Annotated in this window: 8 protein-coding genes; 2 read left to right on the top strand and 6 right to left on the bottom strand. The window is 62.0% G+C overall.

The window, feature by feature from the left end:
- Positions 1 to 36: 36 nt before the first annotated feature.
- Positions 37 to 1,095, bottom strand: a complete 1,059-nt coding sequence (aroG, locus tag ASD07_RS17650) for a 3-deoxy-7-phosphoheptulonate synthase AroG (protein ID WP_055933199.1) — start codon at positions 1,093 to 1,095, stop codon at positions 37 to 39.
- Positions 1,096 to 1,335: 240 nt separating this feature from the next.
- A complete protein-coding gene (locus ASD07_RS17645) occupies positions 1,336 to 2,166 on the bottom strand; it encodes a choice-of-anchor L family PEP-CTERM protein (protein ID WP_055933196.1) in 831 nt (276 codons plus the stop codon).
- Positions 2,167 to 2,455: 289 nt separating this feature from the next.
- On the opposite strand from ASD07_RS17645, the gene ASD07_RS17640 reads away from it, so the two are divergent.
- Both ASD07_RS17640 and ASD07_RS17635 read left to right on the top strand, forming a co-directional pair.
- Positions 2,456 to 5,119 (top strand): TonB-dependent receptor, encoded by a 2,664-nt coding sequence (locus ASD07_RS17640; protein ID WP_229207185.1) that lies wholly within the window; start codon positions 2,456 to 2,458, stop codon positions 5,117 to 5,119.
- A 402-nt stretch (positions 5,120 to 5,521) separates the two neighbouring features.
- Positions 5,522 to 8,368 carry a TonB-dependent receptor gene (locus ASD07_RS17635; protein ID WP_055933193.1) on the top strand — a complete coding sequence of 949 codons (2,847 nt, stop codon included), beginning with the start codon at positions 5,522 to 5,524 and terminating at the stop codon, positions 8,366 to 8,368.
- Between the two features lie 56 nt (positions 8,369 to 8,424).
- Here the strand turns inward: ASD07_RS17635 and udk are convergent, their stop codons facing one another.
- From udk to ASD07_RS17615, 4 genes are all read right to left on the bottom strand, one after another.
- Positions 8,425 to 9,057, bottom strand: coding sequence for a uridine kinase (gene udk, locus ASD07_RS17630; protein WP_055933189.1), 633 nt, complete (start codon positions 9,055 to 9,057; stop codon positions 8,425 to 8,427).
- Positions 9,058 to 9,119: 62 nt separating this feature from the next.
- Positions 9,120 to 10,580, bottom strand: a complete 1,461-nt coding sequence (tldD, locus tag ASD07_RS17625) for a metalloprotease TldD (RefSeq protein ID WP_055933186.1) — start codon at positions 10,578 to 10,580, stop codon at positions 9,120 to 9,122.
- A 37-nt stretch (positions 10,581 to 10,617) separates the two neighbouring features.
- Positions 10,618 to 11,415 (bottom strand): carbon-nitrogen hydrolase family protein, encoded by a 798-nt coding sequence (locus tag ASD07_RS17620; protein WP_082507393.1) that lies wholly within the window; start codon positions 11,413 to 11,415, stop codon positions 10,618 to 10,620.
- The gene (locus tag ASD07_RS17615; RefSeq protein WP_307144622.1) at positions 11,412 to 15,575 is read right to left on the bottom strand and encodes a YhdP family protein; all 4,164 of its coding nucleotides are present in this window, start codon (positions 15,573 to 15,575) and stop codon (positions 11,412 to 11,414) included. Before ASD07_RS17615 ends, ASD07_RS17620 begins: the two co-directional genes overlap by 4 nt.
- Between the last annotated feature and the right edge of the window lie 14 nt (positions 15,576 to 15,589).

The following is a 15,589-nucleotide window of genomic DNA, read 5'->3' as shown; positions in this document are numbered from 1 at the left end:
ACTGCGCAGCCGGGGTTTTTTATTACCTGCCGGTTCTTACTCGCCCTGCAGGCGGCGCTGGCGCACGGCGGCAGCCAGGTTCTCCAGCACCTGTACGCTGGTGTCCCAGTCGATGCAGCCGTCGGTGATCGACTGGCCGTAGGTCAGTTCCTTGCCCTGCACCAGGTCCTGGCGGCCTGCCACCAAGTGCGACTCAACCATCACGCCGACGATGCGGGTATCGCCGCCGGCCACCTGCTGCGCGATATCGGCGCACACCGGCACCTGGTTTTCCGGCTTCTTCGACGAGTTGGCATGCGATGCATCGATCATCAGGCGCGCCGCCAGGCCGTAGCCGGAGATCGCCTTGCAGGCTTCTTCCACGCTGGCCGCATCATAGTTCGGCGTCTTGCCGCCGCGCAGGATGATGTGGCAATCTTCATTGCCGTTGGTCGACACGATGGCAGAGTGGCCGCCCTTGGTGACCGACAGGAAGTGGTGCGGCTGCGAGGCCGCCTTGATCGCTTCCACTGCGATCTTGGTGTTGCCGTCGGTGCCGTTCTTGAAGCCCACCGGGCAGGACAGGCCGGAGGCCAGTTCGCGGTGCACCTGCGATTCGGTGGTGCGGGCGCCGATTGCGCCCCAAGAGATCAGGTCGGCAATGTATTGCGGGCTGATGACGTCCAGGAATTCGGTACCGGCCGGCAGGCCCATCTCATTGATGGAGCGCAGCAGTTCGCGCGCCATGCGCAGGCCGTCGTTGATGCGGAAGCTGTTGTCCATGTACGGATCGTTGATCATGCCCTTCCAGCCCACGGTGGTGCGCGGCTTTTCGAAGTAGACGCGCATCACGATCTCCAGGTCGCCCTTCAGGCGTTCGCGTACCGGCGCCAGGCGCCGCGCATATTCCAGCGCCGCTTTCGGGTCGTGGATCGAGCATGGGCCGACCACCACCATCAGGCGGTCGTCCTGGCCGTGCAGGATGCGGTGCAGCGCGACGCGCGCTTCGGAAGCCGTGTTGGATGCCGCTTCCGTGCAGGGAAATTCGCGAATCAGGTGCGACGGTGGCGTCAGCTCCTTCATTTCACGAATACGCAGGTCGTCGGTACGTTGCATGATGGTTTCTCCTGAGGCTTAAATAAAATCGGGTAAAAAAAAACCGCCATTGCTGGCGGTTTGTCTTGGTATCTGCTGGGATCTCGTTTTGCTGCTACGTGAACCGGCCGCTACTCCACCGCCTTTGGGTTGGAATTGCTAAAGTAAAAAAAGCCGGTAAAGAAGTGCAGCTGCATGGGTCGAGTTCCGTGGATTTCGATCCACTATAACAACAGTTATCGCCTAATGCAAGCGAGGCGTTCAGGCCTTGCGGCGGCGCCGCGCCGCCAGCAAAGCCAGTAGTCCCGCACCCGCCAGGCCCAGTGCACCAGGCTCCGGCACATCGACCGGACGCGTGCCGCTCAAGGCACTGATGTAGACCGTGGTGTCCAGCCGGTCATCGCCGCGGTCGCCGATGATGAAGGTCAGGGTATGGCTGCGGTCCGTGCTCAGGCCGCTCAACGCAAAATTCTGCACTGGCTTGCAGCTGGTCGCCGTATCCGGGCAGAGGATGCCGTTCAGTTCGGTTCCATCAAACTGCTGCACCGATGGATGGTCAATATTGACCGGCAAACCGCCAACGAAAGCGATATTCACGCCATCGATCAGCAAGCCGAAGCCATCGACGAATTTGCCGACGAAGTCCGGGAATTCTTCCGAGCCGAACACGGTCTGGAAAAACACGCTGCCGGTGCCGGTCGTGAAATTGATATCGAGCTGGGTGACATCGAAATAATTGTCGTTGCCACCGATTTGGGACAGGATCGCGTGCTGGGCTGCCGTGCCCAGCACCCCGTACTGGGTGGTCTTGGTATCTTTTTGGTTTGGTCCGTCCGCGTAGTCGCGCACATCGCCGGTCGACAGCATGATGCCGCTGCCGATGCCGTAAGTGCCGCTGGCATTGCTGAAGGTGCCGCTGGAAGTGGCATGGCCGCTCAGGGCAGCTGCGTTGACCGTCAAACCCGATGCACCGGCCGAGACTGCGCTTGCCAGCGCGACGGCGTCGCTGGTGGCGCTTGCGACGATTGCGTGCGCGGCATTGGCAACACACAGGCAGCTTGCCGTCAAAACCAGTCCAGCCAAGTACTTCATGAACCACTCCTTTTTCGTATGAACCCTGCATTGTAGCAATTTTAATACCAAATTAATAACTTATTGTTTTTCTTGATATTATTAAATCGATTCAGGGCGCAATGTATCAATATTCGACAGAAACTTGCACGAGTGAAGTAGACGCGCAGGCGCAACAGTGAATAGTTCCGGACGGAAGTTTTGGACGTTTGTTATCAGATCTCAAATAGAATTCCTTCAACCTTTGCAGGTGCCTAACGCCCGGCACTTCCATCGGACCCGACATCCCATCTATTTGAGGAGAAGTACGTTGGCTACAATCAAGGCTAAATCGATCATTTATTCCCTGTTGTCAGCATTCGGTGCATTGGCAGTCTTGCCGGCCATGGCGCAGCAACAGGCTCCCGAAGAAAAAATGATCCGGGTCGAAGTGACCGGATCCTCCATCAAACGACTGGTATCGGAAACGTCCCAGCCGCTTTCCGTTTTCAAGGCCGAAGAATTTACCAAGCAGGGCCTGACCACCGCCCAGGAAGTGCTGGACCGGATCCCGTCCAACCAGACCAGCATGGGCGCCGGCAACGTCGTGGGCGGCAACGCCAGCGGCCTGCCGACCGGCGGCCAGGCGGTGGCCGACCTGCGCGGCCTTGGCGGCGACAAGACCCTGGTGCTGCTGAACGGCCGCCGCATCGCCAACCACCCGTATGACGGCGCCAGTGTTGACCTGAACATCATCCCGGTGGCAGCGCTGGAGCGGGTTGAGGTCCTGCGCGACGGCGCTTCCGCCATCTACGGTACCGATGCCATCGGCGGCGTGATCAACTTCATTACCAAGCGTTCCGTGACCGGCACCACTGTCGCGGCGGAAACCATGCTGCCGCGCGAAAAAGGCGGCAAGGAGCGCCGCGCCAATATCGTCAGCGGCGTTGGCAACCTCGACAGCGACGGTTGGAACCTGATGGGCGTGCTGGACTGGCAAAAGCAGGATGTCCTGACGTCGCAGCAGCGCGACTTTTCCAAGACCGCCGTGATCCCCGAGCGCGGCATGACCGTGGCTGACGGCACTTCCGGCACAACCTTCCCTGGCAACTATTTCGATCCGGTCACCGAAGCGACGGGCAACCCCGGCTTTGCCAGCGGCTGCCTGCCGCCGTTCTCGATCCCGCGGCCATCCAACGGCACCTGCCGCCAGGACTATACGCGCCAGATCGACGACCTGCCGAAGCAGGACCGCCTGGTCTTCTTCGGCAAGGCCGCCTTCAAACTCAATGCCGACACCACGGCCAGCCTGGAATACCTGCACTCGCGCAACAAGGTAATGTCGCGCACGGCACCGCCGCCGCAGACTGGCCTGGTCTTGCCCATCACCAGCCCTTACTATCCGGGTAACGCGGGCGGCGTGCCGGCCCAGCCTAACCTGTCGGGCCAGCCGCTGTCGGTCAACTGGCGCCCAACAGAAGCCGGCCAGCGCCAAATCAACTCCAAGGGCGAAGGCGACCGCCTGGTGGCTGCACTGGAAGGTATAGCGGCCGGTTGGGACTACAAGGCAGGCCTCAACCACTCGGTCAGCAAGTCCGAGGAAAACTTCACGGGCGGCTATGTGCAGGACGCCGGCTTTGCCGCTGGCGTGCTGAACGGCATCCTGAATCCCTTCGGCATGCAGAATGAAGCCGGCCGCGCCTACCTGGCCAGCGTAGCGCTGCGCGGCAAGGTGCAGGATGCCAAGAACAAGGCCACCACCTTTGACATCAAGGGCTCGCGCGACGTGATGCAACTGGCTGGCGGCGCCATGGCAGTCGCGCTGGGCGCCGAATACCGTAAGGAAGACGCTGACTTCAACGTCAACCGGGATATCGCCGGCCAGGCATCCAGCTCCGGCCTGTCCGGGTCGCAGTCCAAGACCGGTTCGCGCAATGTGAAAGCGGTGTATGGCGAATTGAGCGTGCCGCTGATCAAGGACCTCGACATCCAGGCCGCCGTACGCTACGACCATTACAGTGACGCGGGCAGCACCACCAACCCGAAACTGGGTGTTCGCTACCAGCCAACCCCGCAACTGCTGCTGCGCGGCTCGGCCAGCACCGGCTTCCGCGCCCCGACCTTGTTTGAGAAAAACGCACCGCAGTCGAAGAACGACACCAGCAACACTTATGACGATCCGATCCTGTGCCCGGGCGGCGTGCCACAGCCTGGCGCCAATCCGCTGCGCGATTGTGACCTGCAACAGTTCAAGTTGCAAGGCGGCAATACTGCGCTGACGCCGGAAAAATCCAAGACCTTCTCCTTCGGCGCAGTCTTCGAGCCGGTGCGCAACACCACCATCGCGCTGGACTACTGGAATATCCGCCTGAAGGACAAGATTGGCGCGCTGCCGGAGCAAGCAATCTACGGCGACTACGCGAAATACCAGGCGCGCTTCCTGCGCAACCCGGATGGCTCGCCGTTCGCGATCCTGGACCTGAACGAAAACCTGGGCCGCGTGAAGACCGATGGTATCGACCTGAGCGCAACGGTCAACTCGGGCCGCACCGAGTACGGCAGCTTCACCTTTACCCTGGATGGCACCTGGGTCCACAGCTACAAGTACCAGAACGAGCGTGACGGCGCGTTCATCCAGAACGTCGGCACGTACGGCGACAATGGCCCGATCATGCGCTGGCGCCACAATGCCTCGCTGACCTGGCGTGACGGGAACTGGAGCACGACCCTGTCGCAGAACTTCAAATCAGGTTACGTCGACCAGAACTTCGTGGCGCCGGAATTCTTCAACAAGGTGGATTCCTACCAGTTGTGGAACCTGTCCGCGACCTACACCGGCTGGAAAGGCGTAACGCTGACCGGCGGCGTGAAGAACCTGCTGGACAAGGATCCGCCATTCACCAACCAGGGCACGGTGTTCCAGAAAGGCTATGACCCGCGCTACTCCGACCCGATCGGCCGCGCAATTTACCTGCGTGCCAGCTACAGCTTCTAAATAGCTGCGTAGTTATACGTAAGGAAAATAAATATTCGCTTCCTGACCAAACCCCAATTGTTGGCATCCAACAATTGGGGTTCAGTTCATTGGTTGGCTTGTTTTGCTTTCTGCTGGCAATTCTGTTGTTTTTACGCGAACCCATCGTTACATATTCGCCGTTGCACGGGAAAGCCAAAAGAATCGAAGAAATTGGCCTAAAAGTCGTATACACAGGCAGTTTCGCTCCATTTGGGCGCGAAATCGCAGCACTTAGCCTATTTTGCGTCAGCGAAACTTCGTATTTGAAAGTTATTTTCAGGGGAGATTTTTTGTAACGCCCTATTCCCTTGTCAATAAAAAAATATTATAAAAGATAGATCTCTTGCAAAAGAGTTATTCCCCCCTTTTGGAGACTGTCCAATGCAACAAAAGAAACTGGTTGTGAATCTGCGCCGCTGCCTGCCTTACCTGGCTGCGCCGCTGCTGCTGTCTTCTGTGGCCGCCCAAGCCCAGCAGGCTCCCGCGCCGATCCAGCGCGTCGAAATCACCGGCTCGCACATCCGCCGTGCCGAAGCCGAGTCCTCGAACCCGATTCAGGTGCTGTCGCGTGCGGACATTGAAAAGTCCGGCAAGACCACCGTCGCCGAACTGCTGCAAACCCTGGCAGTCGACAACCAGGGTTCGGTCCCGACTTCCTTCGGTAGCGGCTTCGCCTCCGGCGCATCGGGCATCTCCCTGCGCGGCCTGGGCGCTGCTTCCACCCTGGTACTGCTGAACGGCCGCCGCATGGCACCGTACGGCCTGGCTGACGACGGCCAGAAAGTGTTCTCCGACCTGAACGTGATCCCGGCCGAAGCGGTCGAGCGCGTTGAAGTGCTGAAAGGCGGCGCCTCCGCCCTGTACGGCTCGGACGCGATTGCCGGCGTGGTCAACATCATCCTGCGCAAGGAATTCAAAGGCACCACCGTGCGCGCCAGCCAAGGCCTGTCGCAAGAGCGTGACGGCGGCGATACCCGCCTGGCCCTGACCACCGGTTTCGGTGACCTGGACACCGACCGTTACAACGTGCTGTTCAACGCCGAATTCGGCCTCAAGCGCGAAGTATGGAACCGTGACCGCAGCGACCGCGGCGCCGTTGGCAAGAGCGACCTGCGCGACTTCGGCTTCAGCGCCCAGGAATCGCTGGGTGGCACTGGCGCCATCGTCGACAACAACCTGGCCGGCAGCTCCATCGTCGGTAACGTCCGTAACCCGGCAACCCTGGACTACTACAGCCGCGGCAACATGGCTGCTGGCACCGGTTTCACCCGCACCTTCGCCGGCGCCGACTGCAGCAAGCTGACCAGCCACCCGCAAGGTGACCCACTGGGCGGCTGCCTGACCGATGCCGCACAGGAATACGGCCAGATCCAGCCACGTCAAAAGACTGCCAACCTGTTCACCCGCGCCACCATCAACCTGAGCCAGGATTGGCAAGCCTATTTTGAAGGCAACGCCTACCGCAGTGAGTCGGTCGCCAGCGGCACCCCGTCCGGTATTTCGGGCAGCGTTGGCTATCCAGGCGGCCCGGTCAGCAACGCCGCCGTGGCCCTGGGCGCGGCCCACCCTGACAACCCTTACTTCGGCAGCGCCGCACGCCTGCGTTACCTGGCTGCGGACGTCGGCCCACGCGTCAGCAACGTCGACTCCAACTTCTACCGCGCCTTGATCGGCGTCAAGGGTACGGCAGCCGGCTGGGATATCGACACTGCCTACCTGTACTCGGCAACCAAAGTCAGCAACGAGCGTAGCGGCTACCTGCAACGCGACGTGACCTTCGCCCTGCTGAACCCGAGCGCAGCCAACGTCGCTGCCGCCATGAAAAACGCCCGCTACGCAGCCCTGCCAGCTGGCAGCTTCTGGCGCATCGGCGAGAACGCCGGCCTCAACTCGGGCGCGCTGTACGCCGCCCTGTCGCCGAACATTTCCAACGATGCAGCAACCAGCATCTCGCAAATCGACTTCAAGGCTTCGCGTGAAATCGCCAAGTGGGAAGCCGGTTCGGTCGGCCTGGCATTCGGTGCAGAATACCGCCGCTCCGAGACCCGCCTGCAGCCAACCGAAGGCACCGACACCGGCAACATCATCGGCCTGGGTTACTCGGCCTATGACGGCAAGCGTAACGAAAGCGCGGTATACGCTGAAATGGCGATTCCGCTGCTGAAGACCCTGGAAGCGCAAACCGCAATTCGCTGGGACCATTTCTCTGACGTCGGCAATTCCTACACGCCGAAGCTGGGCCTGAAATGGACTCCGACCGGCAACTTCGCACTGCGCGCCAACCTGGAGCGTGGTTTCCGCGCCCCAAGCGCAGCAGAAAACGGCAAAGGCGGCCTGGCAGCGTTCTCCACCGCAACCGACCCGGTACGTTGCGCCCTGGGCGTAGCATCGGCATGTAACCCTGCTTCGATCGCTATCATCACCAGCCCGAATCCAGCCCTGTCGCCGGAACGTTCGAAGAGCTACTCGGTGGGCATGGTATGGGATCCAATGCCACGTACCAGCCTGGCGGTCGACCTGTGGCAGATCAAACGTACCAACGAGATCAACCAGGAGCAGACCGATGCAGCAATCGCTGCTGGCCACGTTGCACGTGACCCATCGACCGCTACCAACATTCCTGGCGACCCAGGTGCGATCACTGCCGTGCTGGCCAACTACGTGAACTCGGCTTCGACCATCGTTCGCGGTGTCGACCTGGATGCACGCAAGTCCTTCGCGCTGGGCGACGGCAATGGCACCCTGACCATCGACGCCAAATGGACCCATCTGATCAAGATGGAACGCACGGAGAAGGATGGCAGCAAGCGTGACTTCGCTGGTACCCACGGTAACTGCGATGCCACCAACTGCATGGGCACGCCTGACAACCGCGTGAACCTGGGCGCCACCTGGGAGCGTGATGCTCTGCGCCTGTCGCTGAACATGAACTACCGCGACAAGCTGGACAACATCAACTTCAAGGATGACCCTGATGGTTGCGCCTCGCACTTCGCTAACGGCAACGATGCACCATCCGGTTGCAAGATCTCGTCCTTCACCACGTTCGACCTGGTGGGCCGTTATCGCCTGAGCGACAAGGCTGAGCTGTTCGGTTCGATCAACAACCTGTTCGACAAGAAAGCTCCGCTGGATCCGCTGACCTACGGCGCGCAAAGCTACAACCCGCTGGACTACAGCGGCGCACTGGGCCGTTACTTCAACATCGGCATGCGCTACAAGTTCTAAGTAGCACGGCACCTGGTGCCAGACAACCGCGCCCTTCGGGGCGCGGTTTTTTTTGTTTACTCGCCTTTGATCAGGCTCGCCACCTTGGTGGTGATGATGTCCACCGCCGGCCCGTTGGCACCATGAGGAAGAATCACGTGGGCGTGGCGCTTGGTCGGTTCGATGAACTGCTTGTACATCGGGCGCACGGTTTCCATGTATTGGTTGATCACGCTCTCCGTGCTGCGGCCGCGCTCTGCGATATCGCGCTGCAGGCGGCGGATAAAGCGCACGTCGGCAGCGGTGTCGACAAAGATTTTCAGGGACATCTGCTTGCGCAGGTCGGCGTCATACAGCGCGAACAGTCCTTCGATCACGATCACGGGCGCCGGTTTAACGGTGATGGTCTGGGTAGTGCGGTTATCGATGGAAAAGTCGTACACCGGCATTTCGATCGATTCGCCCTCGCGCAGGCGGCGTACGTGCTCCACCATCAGCGGCCAGTCGAACGCTTCCGGGTGGTCGTAGTTGACCTTGCGCCGGTCTTCGGGCGACATATGGGTCTGGTCCAGGTAGTAGTCGTCCTGCAGGACCACCGAGACTACCTCGGAGCCGAAGGATTTCAATACTTCGCGCGTGACGGTCGATTTGCCGCTGCCGCTGCCGCCTGCGACGCCAATCACGAAGGGTTTGTTGTTCGAATTGTTCATGTGATATCCGTCCCAGGCAAAAAAAACCGGGTATTTTACCCGGTCTTTGTGTTGCCCTTGTTTTAGGCGGTGCCGCCGACTGTCACGCCGTCCAGCCGTAGCGTCGGCTGGCCGACGCCGACCGGCACGCTTTGCCCTTCCTTGCCGCACACTCCGACACCCGGATCGAGCTTCATATCGTTGCCGATCATGGTGATGCGGTTCATGACGTCAGGGCCATTGCCGATCAGGGTGGCGCCTTTGACCGGATAGCTCACCTTGCCGTTTTCGATCATGTACGCCTCGGAGGCCGAGAACACGAACTTGCCGTTGGTGATGTCGACCTGGCCGCCGCCGAAGTTGACCGCGTAGATGCCGTTCTTCACCGAAGCCAGGATCTCCTCCGGATCCTTGTCGCCGCCCAGCATATAGGTGTTGGTCATGCGCGGCATCGGCAGGTGGGCGAACGATTCGCGGCGTGCGTTGCCGGTGACGTTCATCTTCATCAGGCGCGCATTCATGGTGTCCTGGATATAGCCCTTCAGCACGCCGTCTTCGATCAGCGTGGTGCACTGGGTCGGGTTGCCCTCGTCATCGATGTTCAACGAGCCGCGGCGGTTGGCCAGCGTGCCGTCATCGACCACGGTAACGCCCTTGGCGGCCACGCGCTCGCCGATGCGGCCGGAGAAGGTGGAAGAACCCTTGCGGTTGAAATCCCCCTCCAGGCCGTGGCCGATCGCTTCGTGCAGCAGGATGCCCGGCCAGCCAGGGCCCAGCACCACGGTCATCGGGCCGGCAGGCGCCGGGCGCGCGTCCAGGTTCACCAGTGCCGACTTCACCGCGTCGGTCGCGTACTGGTCCAGCAGCGCATCGGTGAAGTAGCCGTATTCATAGCGACCGCCGCCGCCGGAAGAGCCGACTTCGCGGCGGCCGTTCTGCTCCACGATCACGGTCACCGACACGCGCACCAGCGGGCGGATATCGGCTGCCAGTACGCCATCGCTGCGCACCACCAGCACCACATCGTATTCGCCGGCCAGGCCGGCCATCACCTGCACCACACGCGGATCCTTGGCACGCGCCATCTTCTCGACGCGCTCCAGCAGCTTGACCTTGGACGCGGCGTCGAGCGACACCAGCGGGTCATGCGGCATGTACAGCGAACGGCCGCCGACCGGCGTCATCTTGCCGGCCACCTTGATCTTGCCGGCGCCGGCGCGCGCAATGGTGCGCGTGGCAGCGGCAGCATCCAGCAGTGCCGACTCGGAAATCTCATCGGAATAGGAGAAGGCGGTCTTGTCGCCCGACACGGCGCGCACGCCGACGCCCTGGTCGATCGAGAACGAACCGGTCTTGACGATGCCTTCTTCCAGGCTCCAGCCCTCGTTCTTGGTGAACTGGAAGTACAGGTCGGCGTAGTCGACCTTATGGGTGAACATGCTGCCCAGTGCTTTCAGCAGTTTGCCTTCATCCAGGCCAAATGGCGTCAGCAGGATGTCTTTCGCTGCGGCCATGGCGGACATATTGGGGTCGAATGGTTTCATATCGGAATCTTGTTTTGAATGGTACTTAAGCCGGATTTTAGAGGATTCGGTGTTTCAGTGCTGGCAAGCTCTCACGAACGCCATGCACGAAGGCCGGGTCCAGTTCGCCGCTGACAACGCCCTCGCCTTCCGCCAGCACGGCCTTGACCTCGCCCCACGGGTCGATCAGCATCGAATGGCCCCAGGTACGGCGGCCGTTGACGTGGCTGCCGCCCTGCGCCGCGGCCAGCACATAGCACTGGTTTTCAATGGCTCGTGCGCGCAGCAGGATTTCCCAGTGCGCCTTGCCGGTGGTGTAGGTAAAGGCTGCCGGCACCACGATCAGGTCGAGCGGGCCCATGGCACGGTACAGTTCGGGGAAACGCAAGTCGTAGCAGACCGACATGCCGACCTTGCCGAGCGCTGTCTCAACCGTGCCAACCGTCTTGCCAGGCACGATGGTGCGCGCTTCGTCATACGATTCCGTGCCCTTGGTGAAACCGAACAGGTGGATCTTGTCGTAACGGCCAGCATGCTTGCCCTGCGGATCGTAGACCAGCGTGGTATTGACGACACGTGCGGGATCGTCGGAAGCCAGCGGCAGCGTGCCGCCCAGCAGCCAGATGCCGTGCTCGCGCGCCATGGCCGACATGAAATCCTGGATCGGTCCCTGTCCCAGCGCTTCCGCCTTGCCGACCTTGTCGCTATCGTGCATCCCCATGATGGCCCAGTATTCGGGCAGCAGCACCAGCTTCGCCCCCTGCGCGGCAGCTTCGCCGATCAGACGGCTGGCAGTAGCGATATTCTCTTCCACGACAGGGGTGGACACCATCTGGATCGCGGCGACTTTGGTCATGGCGTTGGCTCCTTTGGGTTTTCGATCTTGGTAATGACCGGCGCCTTCCATGGCCCGGTCACCTGCATCTGGTAAGTCAGCGCCTTCATCACCGGCGCGCTCAGGAACAGCTGCGCCAGGTAGCTGCCGAGGCCAATCACCGGGTTGACCGCCAGCGCATACACCAGCGGCGCGGTACCCAGGTTGACCTGCGGGATGACTACCACGCGCAGGTTGGTCAATTCATTGGCAATATCGGCCGTGCCGTCCATCAGCACCGTGGCCTGCACACCGTGCATCTTCAGGTTATCCGTCTTCACGATGCCGTGGTTGATGCTGGCGTTGGCGGTGATGCCATCGAACTGCAAGCCTTCCGAGAAGACGTCGTTGAAGTCGAGCTTGAGCAGGCGCGGCAAGGCCTGCAGGCTCAGCACGCCGAGCAGCTTGGCCGCGCCCGGATCCTGCTTCAGGAACTGGCCCTTCTCCACGTTCAGCGCCAGCGTGCCCGACAGGCTTGGCAAGTCCATATGATAAGGCAAGCCCTTCCAGGCGATATCGCCGCTCAGCTTGCCCTTGCCGTTGCGCAGGGTATCCTTGAAACCGAAGCGATCCAGCAGCTTGCCGGCATCATGGATGTCCATATTGAAGTTCAGCGCCGTATTGTGTTGGCCGTCCTTGGTTTGCCAGCGACCCGTGCCATTCAATTCGCCGTCGGCATTGACCAGCGACAACTTGCTGATGCGCCATTCGCGCGCGGAGGTGATCAGCGCGTTGTACGCATGCAGTTCCAGCTGGCCCAGCGGCCGGTTGAACCATTCCAGGCGCTGCACCTCGATATCCAGCGCCGGGATGGTCGGCGCATTGGTCGAACTTTCCAGCAGGTCCTTGACCGATGCCGCCTGCGATTCCGGGATGGTCAGCGACGACAGGCGCGCAGTGACCTTGCCCACGCCCTTGCCGGTCGGCGATTCATTCCACGTGACATAGCCCACCGCCTGCTGCGAATCGATACTGGCTTGCCAGACGCCCTTGCTGTGCGTGGTTCCCACCACCACGTTGTCCAGCTTGCGTTCGCCGACGATCAGTTCGACAGCACGGGCCGCCATGGTCTCCGGCACCACATATTGCGAGATATCGCCGCCTTCAGCCGCGCCTTGCTCGGCAGGTTTGCCTGGCGCGTCGCGCTCTTCCTTGCCGGCGATTTCGCTCGCCAGGTCGATCCAGTCATCGACATTGAGCGACTTCAGGCTGGCATGGATCATCATGCCGCTGTCCGGTTCCGGGGCCGGCACATTGACGCCGATGCCGCCGTTGACCAGCTTCCACGGACCTTTGTTGACGCGCTGGCGGTGGTAGCGCGCAGCGTAGGAGGCGCCCAGCGCAACACGGATTTCATCGCGCGCCACACCCTGCTCGTTGGCACTGCCGCCATTCAGCTGGAAGTGCAGCTGCATGCTGTCGGCAGCGGCTTTCTTCAGCGGCACCGGGAAATCCAGGCTCGCGCCCTGCAGGCTCGAATCAAGCGCCACTTCGTATTTGTGGTCCTTGGCCGTGATCAGGCCGGTGAACCTGGTGCCGCCGCCGAGGTGATTGGCCAGGCGCTGAACGGCAGCCACCGGGTATTGCTTGCGCAGCCCATCGACCGTCGCCGTGCCGCTCAAACGTACCTGGATGCCGCCATCTTTCTGGCTGCCGCCCGTCACCGACAGCGGGCCGCCCAGCAAGTTGCCGGCCAGGTTGTTCAGGTTGACGCCCTTTTCATTGAATTCGATCTTGCCGGTGGTCCCTGCCACAGTCGGCATGTCATGCCACAACAGCACGTCGTTGCCTTGCAGCTGCAGGCTACCCTGCACCTTGGCGTCGATGATATGCGACAGCGGCAGGTGCAGGTTGAGCGCCAGCCTGGCATTGCCGGTCGCCGTGGTGTCCTCCGTGAAATGGCCGATCCACTCCAGCACCGGGCTGGCCGTCACGTACTTGAGGAAGTCCTGCATTGCGCCGGCGGCCGTGCCGTCGATGTCCAGCATGCTGTCATGGGTGCCCAGGTCCGGAATCACCGCTTTCACATTGCTCAGCGCCACGCCCAGGGTGCGCGCGGTCTCCGCCTTGATTTCCATGCGCGCGCGGTCGAACACGATCGTGCCGCGGATCTTTTCCGCCAGCGGCCACACCGGTGTCTTGCCATCCTTGGCGAAATATCCCGGCGTGTAATTGAGGCGCCCATCCACGATGCGGCCGGCCACGCGGAACTCGCCCTTGGCCTTGTCTGGCGAGCCCTCCTTGAACGGGAAGTGCGCCAGGTCGCCGCGCAGGCGCAGCGAGGTTTCCGTCAGCATGCCGTCTTCCAGCGCACCCACCAGCCAATGGCGCGTATGTTCCGGCGTCTGCTTCGGCAGGTAGCGGCCGATGCGGCTGATGCTGAAGTCGTCGATGCTGCCGCTGAAGTCCGACAAGCCCAGGCCCTTGGCGCCGGGGCCGCGCGGCAGCGTGTGGCTGCCGGCCAGCTTGAGCTTCATGCCTTCTTGCACCAGGTCCAGCTGTTCCAGCTTGACCGCCACTTGCCTGGCATCGGCCAGCGACCAACTGCCGTTCAGCCTGAACTGCTCGAATGCCAATGGCTCGTCGTCGAACCAGGCCGGCATCGCCAGCGTGAAGCCGGGTGCATCGAGCGCTACGCTGCCGCCCTGTTCACCAGCTTCCACATGGCCGCTCAATTTCTCGAAGCCGGGAATATTGGGCAGCGCCGGCATCGGCCACGCCTTGGCCGAACGCGCCACGGCGGGACGCGCAGCCAGCGCCTCCATGCCCAGCGCATCGAGATCGCCCTTCAGCTTGTAATCCCTGGCTGCCGACAGCGGACCACGCCATTCAGCCACCAGGTTAGTTACGCGGCCGCGCGGCGCAGCTTCCGCCAGCAGGTCGCGCTGCACCTGCGGCAGCGGCAGGCGGGTGGCCAGTTCGGACAGGATCTTCAGGTCCAGCGCGGCAGCCTTTACTTCGGTCCAGGTCGGCTGGTTGGTGGCCGCCACATGGCGCGCCGAAGCGGTGGTCGGCGCCAGCTCAACGCCGTCGCGCGTACGCAGCGTGACATCCTTCAGTTCCAGCGTACGCGTGATGGCGGGGGGCGTGCCCGGTGTGGGCACCAGGGTGGCGGCGTGCTCTTCGGCTGCTGTCACACGGCCGCGCAGGGCCGCCACGTCCAGCTGCGGCAAATCGTTGCCCAGCGTCGCCACCACATTGTCCAGCGCTACGTCGGCGGTAATGGCGGCCGGGCGCGCATTATCGATGCTGAGCCAGGCGCGCACGCCGCCGCTGGCGGACTGTACATCGAGCTTGCCCGGCAGGTAAGGCCTCCAGCCCGCCAGGTCGGCGCGCCGCAGTTCGACATACATCTCGCCCTTCCACAGCTTGAGGTTGGAAATCCGGGAAAACGGCTGGTGGCTGAAATCGGCGCGTACATCAAGCGGCGCAGCCATGGCGGCAGGCGGGGTGGCCTTGAAGGCGAACTGGTGGCGGCGCCACTTGTTCAGCATCAGGGCGGTGACATTGTCAAGCTTCAGCGGCGCGCTGCCGCGCTGCATATCGGTCCAGGTGATGCGGCCATCGCGCACCACCACTTCGCGTTGCGACAGCAGCCAGTCGGCGCTCCTGCCGTCGCCCTTCTTTTCCAGGTCCAGGTAGATGCCGGCGGCATACAGCTTGCCATCGGCCTCGCGCCGCACGTCCACTTCAGGACGGTGGAATTCCAGCGACTCGAAGCGCAGCCCGCCGGCCGGCACGCTCCACCACGACAGGGTGGCCGACACGCTGGGCAGGTGCAGCGCCTGCTGGCCGCGCGCATCGCGCATCACCACGTCGCCCAGAATCAGCTGCGGGCGCAGGCCCTTCCAGGAAGCGTAGACGCGGTCGATGACCACCTGGTTGCCAACTGCCTGGCTGGCCAGGCGTTCGATGTCGCCTTTGTAGTGGTCGATATTCGGCAGGATCACCCAGCGCAGGGCCAGGAACAGGATGGTGAAGGCAAAATACAGCAGCAGCACCAGCTTGATGGTGAAGCCCAGGACATGATGGGTGGCCAGGTTCCAGAAGCGATAGGCCGCCTGCAGGCGATGCCAGCGCTCTTTGAGCGGGGCCTCGACTGCCTCGATCTGCTCCACCAGGTTGTCCTTCAATACGCTCAAGCCAGGCCTTTATC

It is taken from the genome of Duganella sp. Root336D2 (assembly GCF_001425005.1).
In the GTDB taxonomy this organism is placed as follows: domain Bacteria; phylum Pseudomonadota; class Gammaproteobacteria; order Burkholderiales; family Burkholderiaceae_D; genus Rugamonas.
Note: the sequence above shows the minus strand (reverse complement) of the source record. Positions and strands in the feature narration are given on the sequence as shown.